We start from the raw sequence: 14268 nt of genomic DNA on the forward strand, positions 1-14268 counted from the left end.
GATTTTTACCGCGTTTCTCGCGATCGGTAGCGTTCATTACCTCTTGATGCGACAGCTTCAATTTGACGTGCGCATGAGCGCACGTCAAACTGTTTTTTATCTGGATCATCACGGCCAGGTGGACGCGAGTATTTTTCAGGGACAAAATGTGCTGACGTACGTTGATCTTGTGGTGTACAACGCCAAAGGGCGGCCGATTCTTGACAATATTACCCGCTACGAGCCCGGGCCGTCGCTGACGCCGGAGCAACTGCATCAGTTGAATGAAACGGATCCCGACGGCGCTCACTTTGAGGTCATTGATACGGAAAATGAACTGACCTATCGCTATCTTAAACGCTGGGAATCGGCGGACGGCAGGGTCTACTACCTGCAATTTATTCGCGGCGCGCAACGTGAACGCTTTTTCATCGAGCTTTTGGTCCGTCAAATCCTCGTGACGGTGCTCGCCAGCTTGGGCGTCACGATTTTAGCGGGCGTGGTGCTGACGAATAAAGTGCTCGCTCCGTTGCGCGCGATGAAAGAACCGCTGAAACATATCGAAGTCAATGAAATGGGCTACCGTATCCCATTGCCGGAATCGCAGGATGAGCAGTACGAACTGGCGGTGACGATTAACCGCACGCTTGATCGTATCGAGCACGGGGTCGCGCAGCAGCGGCAGTTCGTCAGCGACGCGTCGCATGAATTGCGCACGCCGATTACGGTGATTAACGGGTATACAGACCTGTTGATTCGCTGGGGCGCGCAAGACCCCGAGACGCTTTCGGAATCGTTGGCGGCGATTCAGGCGGAAACGGAATACATGAGGCAGCTGATTGAGCATTTGCTCTTTATCGCGCGCGCGAGCGCCGGCGAACTCAATATTCGCTTGCGACCGCTGGAAACGTCGGAGATTGTGCGGGAAGTGTGGAACGGTCTGCAGATCGCGGATCGACAGGGACCGCACCACGAGTTGTATTTAGCGGCGAATGAATCGGCGCTGATTGAGGCGGACGATGCGCTTTTCAAACAATTGTTGCGCATTTTCCTCGACAACGCGGTGAAGTACACGCCGGAAGGTCGACGGATCATGCTTTCGGCAACCGTCACGGGCGCGCAATACATTGTCTCGATTATGGACGAAGGCGTCGGCATTTCGGAAAAAGATTTGCCGAATATTTTCACGCGTTTCTATCGCGTCGATTCCTCCCGCACCAAAGCGACAGGCGGCACCGGTTTGGGATTGGCGATTGCGCGCGATATCATTGATATGCACAACGCGGCGATTGAAGTCACGTCGGAGCTCGGTTCCGGCACGACATTCACAATCACGTTCCCGCTGCTTTCCGAGAAAGACGCTGCGGAAATGTCTTCGAAGGACTGAAAAAGAACGGAGGTCGCGACCTCCGTTCTTTTTTATTTTAATTGTCATCTTTTGCAACTTTCCAATGTTGATTGTGGTAGAATAGATGAGATGTAATTTTATCGTTACGAGGAAAGGAACGGTATGGAACAACCGTTAATGTTTGATATCCGTCATATGGCGCATGCCTATGTCGATGAAGACGGCAACACGGGGTACGCGCTCCGTGATGTCAGCGTGCAAATCAAACGCGGCGAATTTGTGGCTGTCATCGGTACGAACGGCAGCGGCAAGTCGACGTTCGCCAAGCATTTGAACGCGCTTTTGCTGCCCACGGAAGGAGACGTTTTGGTGGACGGCATTTCGGTGCGCGATGAAGCGAGGGTTTGGGATATTCGCAGCCGCGTCGGCATGGTTTTTCAAAATCCGGACAACCAAATTGTCGCGGCGGTCGTCGAAGAAGATGTGGCCTTCGGTCCGGAAAATCTCGGCGTGCCGCGCGAAGAACTGCAGGAGCGCGTCGATGCGGCGCTGGCGGCGGTCGATATGACGGCGTACCGCAAACACGCGCCGCACATGCTTTCGGGCGGGCAAAAACAGCGCGTGGCGATCGCGGGCGTATTGGCGATGCGTCCGGAATGCATCGTGCTGGACGAACCGACGGCGATGCTCGATCCGCGCGGTCGCGAAGAAGTCATGCGTACGGTGCAGGCCTTGCACGACGAACGCGGTATGACCGTCGTGTACATTACGCATTTTATGGAAGAAGCCGCGCAAGCGGATCGCATTCTCGTCATGATCAAAGGCGAACTGGTGATGGACGGCACGCCGCGTGAAATTTTCAGCGATGTCGCCCGCTTAAAAGAGCTCGGGCTCGATGTTCCGGTGGCCTCCGAAGTGGCGCACGATTTGCGCGCGGCGGGCCTGCCTTTGCGGGAAGATATCATCACGGATGAAGAGTTGGGAGAGGCGCTATGTCAATACAAATCAAAGCGGTAAATTATACCTACGGCGCCGGTACTCCGTACGAAAAACAGGCCTTGCGCAATATTAATCTGGAAATTAAAGAAGGCGAATTCGTCGGCATTATCGGGCATACCGGCTCGGGAAAATCGACCTTGGTGCAACATCTGAACGGGTTGCTGTCGCCGACGTCGGGGACGGTCACGGTCGACGGCGTTAACCTCGCCGGTAAGGATGCCGCGGCGCGCAAGGCGCGACACAGCGTCGGCATGGTGTTTCAATATCCGGAGCACCAGCTTTTTGAAGAAACGATTCGCGCCGATATTGCATTCGGCCCGACGAATCTGGGTCTTGACGCGGCGAAGATTGATGAACGGGTCCGCGTGGCGATGCACTTTGTGGGTTTACCTTATGATGAATTCGCGGAACGCTCGCCGTTTCATCTTTCCGGCGGTCAACAACGGCGCGTGGCGATCGCGGGCGTGATTGCGATGCACCCGCGCTACCTCGTTTTGGACGAACCGTCGGCGGGCTTGGATCCGATCGGCCGACAGGCGATTTTCGATCGCGTGAAAGAATGGCATGAAGATCGGCGCTTTACGGTGATTTTGGTGTCTCACAATATGGAAGATATTTCCCGCTTGGCGTCCCGTGTAATTGTCTTGAATAAAGGGGAAATTATGCTCGACGGCAATCCGTTGGATATTTTTATCAATCGTCGCGCGGAACTCGCCGCGGCGGGCGTGGAAGCGCCGCCGGTGTCGAGACTTTTAGCGCGCATTAATGAGTGCGGTTGCGCGGTCGATGAACGCGCGATTGAACCGGAAGAGGCGACGGCCAATATTTTGGCGGCGCTCGGCCAAACACCGCGACCCAAAGCGGCGCGCGGCGCGCGACAGGGGAGACAATGATGCTGGGCAATATTACATTGGGACAATACTATCCGACAACATCATTCATGCACAGTCTCGATCCGCGCACGAAGATTCTCTGCACGATGATTTTCATCGTCGGCATTTTTCTCGCCGATACCTGGGTCGCGTACGGCGTGGTGACGGCATTTGTGTTACTGGGCATCGCGCTTTCGAATTTGCCGTTATCCCTCGTGTGGAAGGCGGTCAAACCGCTTTGGATTATTATCGTTTTCACGATGGTGATCCATGTCTTCACCACGCCGGGTACGCTCGTTTGGCAATGGGGCTGGCTGCATGTGACGGAAGAAGGCTTGCGGCAAGGCGCGATGATGACGATGCGGCTGGTTTACTTAATCACTTTTTCCGCGCTGCTCACATACACCACGAGCCCGATTGTTTTGACCGACGGCATTGAGCAGCTGCTGAATCCGTTCCGCGGCATCGGCGTGCCGGCGCATGAATTGGCGATGATGATGACGATCGCGTTACGGTTTATCCCGACATTGTTGCAGGAAACGGAACGCATCATGAAAGCGCAAAAAGCGCGCGGGGCCGATTTTGAATCCGGCAACCTGATCCGCCGCGGCAAAGCGTTGGTGCCGCTGATGGTGCCGCTGTTTGTGAGCGCGTTTCGGCGCGCGGATGAACTCGCGACCGCGATGGAAGCGCGTTGCTATCGCGGTGGTGAAAATCGGACGCGGCTGCATGAACTGCATTACGAAAAGGTGGACATAGTCGCGTTTGCGGCTACGGTCGCGGTCGTTTTGGTGCTTGCGGTTTTGCGATGGCTGCACTGAGAAATATTCACATCACCGTCGCGTATGACGGCAGCCCCTTTGTCGGTTTTCAGCGGCAGTTGAACGGCATGGCGGTGCAGGAAGTGATCGAAGACGTACTGCGCCGCATCTTGGGACAAAAAACGACGCTGTACTTCGTGGCGCGTACCGACTCGGGTGTGCACGCGTGGGCGCAGGAGTGTACTTTTTATACGACCGGCACGATTCCCGGCGAACGGTTCGCATCCGCGATGAATGCGCTTTTGCCGCCGGCCGTGCGCGTGAGAAAAAGCCGCGAAGTGCCGGAAGATTACAGCGTGCGTCGGCAAAATACGGGCAAGACCTATCTTTACCAGATTTTACGCGGTCGCGATGACGACCCGTTTCGTTATCGCTACGTCTGGCGGCTCGGGTACGCGCTTGACGTGGCGAGCATGCGCGCGGCGGCGCAAGTAGTATGCGGCACGCATGACTTTACGGCGTATCGCGGCAATAATTCCGTGCCGAGCAATCCGGTGCGCACGATCTACGATATTCATCTCGAGGAAGCGGGCGACCTGCTGAAAATTTACGTGACGGGCGACGGCTTCTTGTACAAAATGGTGCGCAATATTGTCGGGGCGCTTGTCGATTGCGGGCGCGGTCGCAAAACGTCGGCCGATCTTGTCGCGATCGGGGAGAGCAAGGATCGCCGCCGACTCGGCATGACCGCGCCGGCGCAGGGACTCTGCCTTTTGCATGTGTATTTCGACGCCGTCACGCCGGAGGCGATCGCTGAAGCGCGGACGCTTGCCGTGCCGTTATGGCAAATGTAAATACCAACCGATGCGGCGATGTACAACGTTATAAATGAAGTGAAAACAGACCTTTGTGGTCTGTTTTTTGTTTTCTGCCGGGCATCATGTGCGCATGTCGGGGCAGTGCATGCGTCGGACGTAAAAGCGGCGCTGTATTCCGCGCTTGTCACCCGCGCACCGTCCGACAGAGGGGCCGCCGTTGTTCCGCTTTGGAAAAAGAAATAAATCATTGTAAAATAAGAGTAACGAGCTTAGGCACGTATTGACGCAGAACCCGCATGAAAAGTTTTTTACAGCATTTCTTTAGGGTGGCATACCTGCTTCAAATAGCGTACACTTATAAGAGAGAGTTTTGTAAAAGAACGGAGGAATCCCATGAAAAATCTACGTAAATTAACTTTACTTTGCGGTTTACTGACCGCGGTTTCACTCAGCGCCTGCGCGATGCCGACGACGACAACGACGTTGAGTCAGGGCAGGTAAAAATCGCCGGCCAGCCGGTCGTTTCCGCGAGCATTAATAAAGCATTGGCTCATTATGCGAGTGAAGCGCGCCAAAATGGTGAAAAAATTCAGGCCGAAGCGAAAAGCATGCAGGAACGCAGCTGGTCGTACGAACATAACTACACGCAAAAAGCGACGTACTGCAGCGATCAATATATTTCCTTTTTGACGGAGGAATATACGTACGAAGGCGGTCCGCACGGCTACACCGAAACGCGCGGACTCGTGTTCGCCACGAAGACGGGCGAGAAAGTCACGCTGGAACAATATCTCGGCCGCTCCCGCGCGGAGTTGCGGACGCTGCTGGGAGATATAGTACGCAACGATTTGGACGCGCGCGATATAGTGTACTTTGAAGACGAGTTGCCGGCGGCGCTGGCGACGGATGCGCCGTACAATTACTACCTCGATCAGGCGGGACACGCGATGTTGCTGTTCAATCAGTATGAAATCGCGCCGTACTCCTCGGGATTGATCAGCATCGACGTATCGTCGCTGCGCAAATAAATCGGACAGATACGCTGCCTGTTGGCGGCGATCATTAATAAATAGAATGAGAGAAAGTGGGAGGACTTTATGAAAAAATTATTTCTTTTAGCCGGCGTCATGATGACGCTCGCGCTCGGCACGGCGAGCGCCAACGATTACAATGATGTGGCGGGAGTCAGCGTAAGCCTTTCCGAGCGTCCGCGCGTGGAAGCGAAGATCAATGCGATGCTTGCCAAAGATGTGGCGCGTGCGCAGTATGCGGGTGCGCAATTACTGGCTAAAGAAGCGCCGGCGACGGGTCCCGTAGCGGATCACTGGCAGATGTATAGCCAGCAAGTGACCTACCAGAGCGACCGCTATCTTTCCGTGGTAGCGAAAGGCACCTCGTTTGACGGCGGCGCGCATCCCGATACGCAATGGCGGGCCTGGGTGTTTGATAAACAAAACGGTCAAACCGTGAAATTAGCGGACTTTTTAGGAGAACGCTCCAACGCCGCGACGAATCGCCTAGTGCGTGCTTACGTGCAACGCTCGCTGGCGGCGCGGGCGATCGAATACTGGCCGGAAGAACTTGCTAAAGCGACGGCCGTCTACAATGATTTGCCGTACTATTTGAATGATCACGGCGACGCCGTGGTGATTTTTAACCCGGCGCAAATTGCTCCGTACGCGACGGGCGTGTTGGAAGTCGTCGTACCAGCGCGCTTGCAACATAACTGAAGCATAGCAGTCAGTGAAGGAGGGTTTTACTTTGCAGACGAGAGAAGATTTTGTCTGGAAGATGGGCGGCCAGCAGGGCGAAGGAATTGAATCGGGCGGTGAAATTCTTGCCAAAGTGCTTGCCGCGCTTGGCTATTCCCTGTTTTCCCAGCGTTTATTCGCCTCGCGCATCAAGGGCGGCCATACGACCTTTGCATTGCGGATCGCGAGCCACCAGCTGGGAACGATCGGCGAAGGCGTGGACAACCTGATCGCGCTTGATCAAGAAACGATTGATCAGCACGGCCACGAATTGCGTTCGGGCGGCGTGTTGATCGCCGATACGAAATTCGCGCCGAAAGGCGATGATTTGCCGGCGGGCGTTACGCTCCTGGCTTTGCCGATCACGGATACCGCGAAAGAATGCGGCTCGCTGCAAATGAAAAACATTGTGGCGCTCGGCATGTCGGTCGCGTACCTAGGTTTCCCGCGTGAACGTTTCATCGCGGCGATTTCGGATCGCTTCGCGAAAAAGACGCAGGAAGTGATTGCGGCCAACGTGCGCGCGTTCAACGAGGGGGCGCGTCTGGTCGATGAACAGAAAGATAATTTTGCCGCGCCCGGAAGCTTGCCCGAACCGCCGGATGCCGATCTGCTGTTTTTGATGGGTAACGAAGCGATCGCGCTCGGCGCTCTCGCGGCGGGCGCTCGTTTCATGGCGAGCTACCCGATTACGCCGGCGTCCGAAATCATGGAATACATGATTCAGGCGATTGACCGCGTGCACGGCGCCGTTGTGCAAACGGAAGATGAACTGGCGTCTTGCATGATGGCGATCGGCGCGAACTTCGCCGGCGTCCGCGCGTTCACCGCGACATCGGGTCCGGGTCTGTCGCTGATGGCGGAATCGATTTCGCTGGCGACGATCGCGGAAATTCCGATGGTCATTATTGATGTCATGCGAGCCGGCCCGTCGACGGGCATGGCGACCAAGGTCGAACAAAGCGACATCATGGCGGCGATTTACAGCGCGCACGGCGACGTGGGCAAAATTGTCGTCGCGCCGACCTCCACCGAGGAATGTTTTTACGTGACGGCGGAAGCGTTCAATCTCGCGGAACAATACCAATGTCCGGTCATTGTCTTGGCCGATTTGCAGCAGGGCTTGAATAAACAGAGCGTACCGGCGCTCGATCTCAGCCGCGTCAAAATTGAACGCGGTAATTTGCAGACAAAGGATTTGCCGGAATTGATTCGACCGGATTATTTCGCGCGTTTCGCCGATACCGAATCGGGCATTTCGCCGCGAACGATTCCGGGCACGCCGAACGGCATGTTCCTGTCCACCGGTTTGGAACACGACATGGTCGGTAAGCCGGCGGAAGCGCCGTCGAATCGCGTCGTGCAGACGGATAAACGCTTGCGTAAATTCACGACAGTGGCCGATCATTTCGCGCCGCTCGCCGTCGATGCGCCGACGGAAGAGGCCGACGTACTGTTGATTTCGATTAATTCCGCCTGTGGCGCGGCCGCGGAGGCGGCAGAACCGTTGCGCAAGGAAGGCATTAAAGTCAATCGCATCGGTTTGCGACTCTTGCAGCCATTTCCGACCGAAGCCTTGCGCCCGTATGTCGAAAAGGCGAAAAAAGTGCTCGTACTCGAGCAAAATGCGACGGGGCAACTTACGCAGCTCCTGACGATGCATTTGCCCGAATTGGCACCGTTTTCCATGTTGAAACGTTATGACGGCCTGACACTGACACCGAGTCAGATTGCGGCCCGCGTCAAGGAGGTGCTCTGATGGCGAACGCACGAGAGTATAAAAATGCGATTCAGCCGAACTGGTGCCCCGGCTGCGGTGACTTCGGCATTCAGATGGCGATTCAGGAAGCCGCTTCGAAACGCGATATTCCATTTGAAAAATTAATGCTGATTTCCGGCATCGGTTGTTCGAGCCGCATCGGCGGTTACCTGTACTGCTACGGCGCGCATACGACGCACGGCCGCGCGTTGCCGTTCGCGCAGGGCGTGAAATTGGCGAACCGCGACTTGGAAGTGGTGGTCTGCTCGGGCGACGGCGACGCGTACGCGATCGGCATGGGGCACACGATTCATGCGATTAAGCGTAATTTGAATATTACCTACATCGTTTTCGATAACCATGTCTACGGTCTTACCAAGGGCCAGACCAGTCCGCGCAGCTCGCTCGGCTTCGTGACGAAGACGACGCCGCACGGCAATGTGGAAACGCCGCTGGCGGTATCGTCGATGGCGCTCGCCGCCGGCGCGGGATTTGTGGCGCAGGGATACGCGCTGGATCGGCGCGGTCTCGTGGATATCATCATGCGCGGTATGGATTACCACGGCTTCTCCTTCATCAATGTCTTTACGCCTTGCGTCACGTACAATAAATACAATACGTACGAATGGTTCAAAGAACATCTCACCGATGTGAACGATGTGGCCGATTACGATCCCGCCGATAAGGCGCGCGCGTTGACGCTGTTGAACGAACGAGAAGGTTTGGTTACCGGCGTGCTTTACGAAGAAAAAGATCGTCCGAGTTATGAAGATTTGATTGATCTTGCGGAAGAGCCGTTAGCCGCCAAGGTCGAAACGATTAATGAAAAAACGTTTACCGACCTCATTGCGGCATTTCGTTAATCCCCTGAAACGGGGACAAAATCATACAAAAGCAGCTGGTATTACACAGCTGCTTTTAAAATTTCGAAAAAACGGCTTGTGCGTCTGCCTGAAAAATGAAAAGTGCGCTTTATACGGGGACGTCGGGGCGTTAAATGTGCTAAAATAAATCATAATAGTGTCTTTAGGAGGAAGCGCGTTGTGAACGAATTGTTGACCTCGCTCGGACGTTCAACGATATATGTTTTGGCGCAGATCGGCGCCGCCGTTCAATTATTGATCGCGGCGTGGCAGCGCATTACTTCGCTCAATATGCGTCAAACGACGAAACAGATGGCGTTGCTGGGCGTCGGCTCCTTTCCGATTGTCGCGCTGACGCTGCTGTTCACCGGCATGGTGCTGACTTTGCAGATCGCCACCGAATTGTCGCGTTTCGGCGCGCAATTTTCCATCGGCGCGATCGTTTCGCTCGGGTTGGGCCGCGAATTGGGTCCGGTATTATGCGGCGTCGTTTTAGCGGGCCGCGGCGGCGCGGCGATCACGGCCGAGATCGGTACGATGAAAGTCACCGAGCAGATCGACGCTTTGCGCGTGCTGGCGACCGATCCGATCAGCTACTTGGTAGTGCCGCGCATGGCGGCCTGCATGATCATGTTGCCGCTTTTGAATGTGTTGGGACTGATCATCGGCACTTTCGGCGGCGTTTTGGTCTGCACATTGAATAACGGCATTTCCGCCTACACGTTTTGGCGTTCGATAGAGATGTTTGTCACGCCGAGTGATGTCTATCTCGGCATGATTAAAGCGGTCGTCTTCGGGATGATTGTCGCGGTCGTCGGCTGCAGCCGCGGCATGCTCGCGACCGCCGGCGCGGAAGGCGTCGGTAAAGCGGCGACCGAAACCGTGGTGTACTCGATTATGATGATTTTTGCCGTCAACTATTTGTTGTCGAGCGTTTTGTTTTAAGAGGCGAAGATGATTGAATTACAGGACGTGACGGTACGCTTCGGCGAACGCGAAATCCTGCGCGGCGTGGATCTGACCGTGGCGGCGGGAGAAACGCTCGTCATTTTGGGCGCATCCGGCTCGGGCAAATCGACAATTCTCCGCGTTCTCATCGGTTTGATCAAACCGACTTCGGGCCGCGTTTTGATCGACGGGGTCGATGTGACGGATTACAGCGAACGGCAATGGAACGAAGTGCGCCGTCACATGGGCTATGTATTCCAATATTCCGCGTTGTTTGATTCCATGACCGTCGGTGAAAATGTCGCTTTCGGTCTGGTGCGGCAAAATGAATTGAGCAAAGATGAAATCGCAGCGCATGTGCGCGAACGTTTGCAACTGGTCGGACTCGCGGACTGGCAAGATGCGTTGCCGCAGCAGTTGTCCGGCGGCATGAAAAAACGCGTCGCGTTGGCGCGCGCGCTGGCGACCGAACCGAAGGTCGTTTTATATGACGAACCGACGGCGGGGCTTGATCCGATCAGCGCGGCGACCGTCGATCGCCTGATCCGTCGCGCGCAGCATCAATACGGCACGAGCGGTGTGGTCGTTACGCACGAGCTCGATTCGGCGCGAACCGTTGCCGATCGACTCGCGTTTTTACATCAGGGGCGTTTTATTGCGGATGCTCCGGCCGATACGTTTTGGCAATCGGACAATCTGCTCGTACAGAATTTTTTACAGGGCAAGAGCGAATTGGATGAGGAGGAGCGGCGCCCATGAAGTGGTCAACGGAGGCCAAGGTCGGAGCGTTTACCTTAGCGGGTCTGATCGCGACGGCGATCGTCTTGGCACAACTTTCGAACTTTGTGTTTTTCGGTAAAAAAGGCTACGACATCTACGGCATTTTTCCGGAAGTGAACGGTTTGGCGCAAGGCAATCAGGTGCGCTATTCCGGCGTGGAAGTCGGAAAAGTGGAAGAGGTGTCGTCGCTGCCGCACGGCGCGAAAGTGCGGCTGCGCATTTACGACGGTATTTCGATTCCGAAAGATTCCTACTTCGCGGTCGAGGCGGACGGCGTCATGGGCGAAAAATTTATTCGCATTACGCCCGGCGATTTGAAGAACGGCGCGCTGCAACCGGGGGACACGATCACGGGCGGCATGCCCGGCGGTATTGATGCGATCATGCGGGAAACGAATCGCCTGCTGGCCAAGACGCAGGAAGCGATGGACAGCGTCAACAAAGTGATCGGGGACCCCGTCATGCAGGAACAGCTGCGCGCCACGGTGGCCAACGCCAATGACATGTCGGCGCGGATGATCGTGCTGACAGCTTCACTGCAGCAGATGACGAACGATGTGAATTTGCTGCTCGCGCGGCTGGATGCCGACGGTAAATTAACCAGCGATTTACGGGCGACCGCGGAAAACTTTCGCGTGACGAGTGAAAACGCGCGGCGGATTTCCAGTCGCATCGGCGGAATCAAACGGTCGTCACTCGCCATGCCCGGCGAAGTCGAGATGTTATATAATACGGATAAGCATAAAACCACACTGAACGCCAATTGGCGCATCGGTAACGAAAATGCGTTCGGCCTTATCGGCGCGGAAGATATCGGTAAAGGTACGCTGGCCAGCTTGCAATACGGCAAGCATAACGGCCGCTGGTCGGTACGGGCCGGTTTAATTCGCGGCGAGATCGGAGCGGGGGCGGATTATGAGATCGGCAAAGGCCTGCTCACGGTCGATGCGTATAATTTAGAAGATTCCGAATACCGATTGCGCGCGCGTTGGCCGGTCGCGGAAGACTGGTCGGCAGTCGCCCAGTCGATTTTCCCGGAAAGCGCGCCCAACGGCGGCTACTACTTCGGTGTCAACCATACCTTTTAAGAGTGTAGAGAGTTAAGAGGAGATCAACATGAACTATGTAAAAATTGCCGCGGTACTCGCGGCTGTCGCTTTAGTCGGTCAAGGATCGGTATTCGCGGCGGATAACCCGCTTTTGGCGACGAAGAAGATCGTCAATACGACGGACGTGCTGCAACGGGAAAGCGTTCCGACGCTTGTCGATCCGCAGGAAGAACTGGCGCCGCAGACGCTGAAACTATCCTTATCGGAAGCGGTACAGATCGCCGTGGTCAATCATTATGCCGTGCATATCGCGGAAGCGAAATGGCAGGCGGCCAATGCGGCTGTCAGTGAAATAGCGGCGAAAAAGAATCCGAGTTTTGATTTCCAGTTCGGCGCGTCGAAGTTTAAGGAAAAAAGCCAGACGGTCGCCGTGCCACGTCCGCTCGGACCGGAGCATGCCGCTAAAGTCGACGCGACCGCGCAGACCGCGTTGAATGCGTTGCAGCTGGTGAATCCGGGGGCGAATCTGACGCTTGAAGATCTGAAAAAGACCGATTTGTATAAAGCTCTCACAACGCAAACGGTACCGATGACATTCGCGCAGGATCACGGTTTTCAAAATACGCTTTCGGTCACTTGGCCGATTTGGACGGGCGGTCGTGTCGAAAGCGCGGTAGCGGCGGCGCGTTACGGCCGTGACGCGGCGGAATGGGGCATCTATAAAGAAGAAGCGGATTTGAAATATAAAGTCACGCAAGGTTACTACCAGTTGATGGAAGCGCAACATTTTGCCGACATCGCCGACACCGCCGTGAAAAATCTGACGGAACACGTCAAAAACGTGACGCAGATTTATAATGCGGGCGTAGTGGCGCGGATCGACGTGCTTTCGTCCGAAGTCGCTTTGGCGGATGCGCGGGAAAAACAAATTAAAGCGCAAAACGCCGTGCAACTCGCGCGCGCCAACATGAGCAATCTGTTGCGCCTGCCGACGGTTACGACAGTCGTACCGGATACCGATGAACTGCCGCATCGCGCGATTACGATTCAGCGGGCGCAGGCCATCGACTATGCGCTGGCGCATCGTTGGGAATTGCAGCAGGCGGCATTGAATGTCAAAGCCAGTGAAGAAAAATTGAATGTCGCGAAGGCCGGCAACAAACCGACCGTCGCGCTGACGGCAAACATGAGCTGGCAGGACAAAGATTTCCCGGGCTTTGAAAATGAAGACTGGAAAGTCGCCGGCGGCGTGAGCTGGCCGCTCTATGACGGCGGCGCCACTACGGGAAAAGTAAAGGGCGCTAAAGCGGACCTCGCCGCGGCGGAAGAAACCTATCTGCAGGCGCGCGGTCAAATCGAACTGGATGTGACGCAGGCCTACTTGAATATCGGCAGCGCGGAAGAACGGATTCAGTCCACCGCGCAGGCGGTAGAGCAGGCGCAGGAAGCGTACAAGATCGCACGCATTCGTTACCGCGCCGGCGTCGGCATCAACTTGGACGTTTTGGATGCGCAGCTCGCGTTGGACCAGGCGCGCACGAATTACATCACCGCGTTGTACGATTACAACACGGGCCTCGCCCGCTTGGAACAGGCGATGGGCGTACCGGCTGTCGTGCGTTACGATGAAAGCGGCAAGGTAATCGCGCCGGTCGAACCGATTACGCTGAGCAATGATGAAGCCATCCTGGCGACGCATAAACGACAGGCGGAACAATAATTTTTGTCAAACAATACATGGACAATAGCGAGGGGGCATGTCCGTGCGACGTTGGCTTTTGACGGGAGCCACGGTACTCGCCATCGGCGCGGGCGCGTTCGAGTTCTATGTGAAACCGACCGTGCTCGAGCAAGCGCCGGCGCTTGTGGACGAGGCCTTGGCGACGACCGTCAACGGCACAGTCCGTTACGATAAACTGGATATAGACTGGGCTTGGAACGCGCATGTGAAAAATGCGACGGTAACCGATGCCAAGGGGCTCACGGTAGCGCGTGTTCCGGATATCGAAGTCAGCTGGAATCTGTGGCGGGCGCTCGAATATGCCATGGGTAAGCGCGCCGCTTTAGGCGTCCTTGACGGCATTACGATCGAACAGCCGGAAGTTTGGTTGCGGGAAGAACCGGACCGTTCCTGGAATATTGCCCATTTGATCCGTCCGCAGGAAACGCAGACGGAGTTCTCTTTGCGCGCCAAAATCATGATCAATCGTGGTTTGGCGCATTTGGAATTTTTACATGATCCCACCATCGATCTGACCGATGTCACGTGCGGGATGGATTTGAATGATTATCCGACCGTCACCGGCCGAGCGAAATTTTTATATAATAACGAACCTGTCAC

14 protein-coding genes are annotated in these 14268 nt (G+C 55.6%); all 14 read left to right on the forward strand.

Annotated features, from left to right (window positions below; translation table 11 throughout):
• On the forward strand, positions 1 to 1366 hold a 1366-nt coding region (locus tag KH813_RS03500), incomplete at its 5' end, for a cell wall metabolism sensor histidine kinase WalK (RefSeq protein WP_303993292.1).
• Positions 1367 to 1489: 123 nt separating this feature from the next.
• Entirely contained in the window at positions 1490 to 2344 is an 855-nt protein-coding gene (locus KH813_RS03505) for an energy-coupling factor transporter ATPase (RefSeq protein WP_075939381.1), read from the forward strand.
• Positions 2320 to 3219, forward strand: coding sequence for an energy-coupling factor transporter ATPase (locus KH813_RS03510; protein ID WP_303993298.1), 900 nt, complete (start codon positions 2320 to 2322; stop codon positions 3217 to 3219). The genes KH813_RS03505 and KH813_RS03510 overlap by 25 nt, the downstream gene beginning before the upstream one ends.
• Entirely contained in the window at positions 3219 to 4019 is an 801-nt protein-coding gene (locus KH813_RS03515) for an energy-coupling factor transporter transmembrane protein EcfT (RefSeq protein ID WP_303993335.1), read from the forward strand. Before KH813_RS03510 ends, KH813_RS03515 begins: the two co-directional genes overlap by 1 nt.
• Positions 4007 to 4813, forward strand: coding sequence for a tRNA pseudouridine(38-40) synthase TruA (gene truA / locus KH813_RS03520; protein WP_303993302.1), 807 nt, complete (start codon positions 4007 to 4009; stop codon positions 4811 to 4813). Before KH813_RS03515 ends, truA begins: the two co-directional genes overlap by 13 nt.
• Positions 4814 to 5199: 386 nt before the next feature.
• Entirely contained in the window at positions 5200 to 5805 is a 606-nt protein-coding gene (locus KH813_RS03525; protein ID WP_303993306.1) for a DUF3298 and DUF4163 domain-containing protein, read from the forward strand.
• A 69-nt stretch (positions 5806 to 5874) separates the two neighbouring features.
• Positions 5875 to 6507, forward strand: a complete 633-nt coding sequence (locus KH813_RS03530; RefSeq protein WP_303993309.1) for a DUF3298 and DUF4163 domain-containing protein — start codon at positions 5875 to 5877, stop codon at positions 6505 to 6507.
• A 31-nt stretch (positions 6508 to 6538) separates the two neighbouring features.
• Positions 6539 to 8287 (forward strand): 2-oxoacid:acceptor oxidoreductase subunit alpha, encoded by a 1749-nt coding sequence (locus KH813_RS03535; RefSeq protein ID WP_303993312.1) that lies wholly within the window; start codon positions 6539 to 6541, stop codon positions 8285 to 8287.
• Complete coding sequence (locus tag KH813_RS03540; RefSeq protein ID WP_303993314.1) at positions 8287 to 9150, forward strand: 2-oxoacid:ferredoxin oxidoreductase subunit beta; 864 nt, start codon at positions 8287 to 8289, stop codon at positions 9148 to 9150. Before KH813_RS03535 ends, KH813_RS03540 begins: the two co-directional genes overlap by 1 nt.
• Before the next feature lie 180 nt (positions 9151 to 9330).
• Complete coding sequence (locus tag KH813_RS03545) at positions 9331 to 10095, forward strand: ABC transporter permease (protein WP_024048684.1); 765 nt, start codon at positions 9331 to 9333, stop codon at positions 10093 to 10095.
• A 9-nt stretch (positions 10096 to 10104) separates the two neighbouring features.
• On the forward strand, positions 10105 to 10857 hold the full coding sequence (locus tag KH813_RS03550; protein ID WP_303993323.1) for an ABC transporter ATP-binding protein: 753 nt from the start codon (positions 10105 to 10107) through the stop codon (positions 10855 to 10857).
• Positions 10854 to 11966 carry an MlaD family protein gene (locus tag KH813_RS03555; protein WP_303993325.1) on the forward strand — a complete coding sequence of 371 codons (1113 nt, stop codon included), beginning with the start codon at positions 10854 to 10856 and terminating at the stop codon, positions 11964 to 11966. Before KH813_RS03550 ends, KH813_RS03555 begins: the two co-directional genes overlap by 4 nt.
• A 28-nt stretch (positions 11967 to 11994) precedes the next feature.
• Positions 11995 to 13647 (forward strand): TolC family protein, encoded by a 1653-nt coding sequence (locus tag KH813_RS03560; protein ID WP_303993328.1) that lies wholly within the window; start codon positions 11995 to 11997, stop codon positions 13645 to 13647.
• Positions 13648 to 13690: 43 nt separating this feature from the next.
• Positions 13691 to 14268: hypothetical protein (locus KH813_RS03565; protein ID WP_303993331.1), on the forward strand; the 578-nt coding region annotated here is incomplete at its 3' end.

This window comes from Negativicoccus succinicivorans (assembly GCF_018373335.1).
Lineage (GTDB): Bacteria > Bacillota > Negativicutes > Veillonellales > Negativicoccaceae > Negativicoccus > Negativicoccus succinicivorans_A.

Bases quoted from the DNA above. Each gene is read 5' to 3' on its own strand.
- KH813_RS03560 (WP_303993328.1), top strand. From the start codon at position 11,995: ATGAACTATGTAAAAATTGCCGCGGTACTCGCGGCTGTCGCTTTAGTC.
- KH813_RS03530 (WP_303993309.1), top strand. From the start codon at position 5,875: ATGAAAAAATTATTTCTTTTAGCCGGCGTCATGATGACGCTCGCGCTC.
- KH813_RS03510 (WP_303993298.1), top strand. From the start codon at position 2,320: ATGTCAATACAAATCAAAGCGGTAAATTATACCTACGGCGCCGGTACT.
- KH813_RS03550 (WP_303993323.1), top strand. From the start codon at position 10,105: ATGATTGAATTACAGGACGTGACGGTACGCTTCGGCGAACGCGAAATC.
- KH813_RS03515 (WP_303993335.1), top strand. From the start codon at position 3,219: ATGCTGGGCAATATTACATTGGGACAATACTATCCGACAACATCATTC.
- KH813_RS03540 (WP_303993314.1), top strand. From the start codon at position 8,287: ATGGCGAACGCACGAGAGTATAAAAATGCGATTCAGCCGAACTGGTGC.
- truA (WP_303993302.1), top strand. From the start codon at position 4,007: ATGGCTGCACTGAGAAATATTCACATCACCGTCGCGTATGACGGCAGC.
- KH813_RS03555 (WP_303993325.1), top strand. From the start codon at position 10,854: ATGAAGTGGTCAACGGAGGCCAAGGTCGGAGCGTTTACCTTAGCGGGT.
- KH813_RS03505 (WP_075939381.1), top strand. From the start codon at position 1,490: ATGGAACAACCGTTAATGTTTGATATCCGTCATATGGCGCATGCCTAT.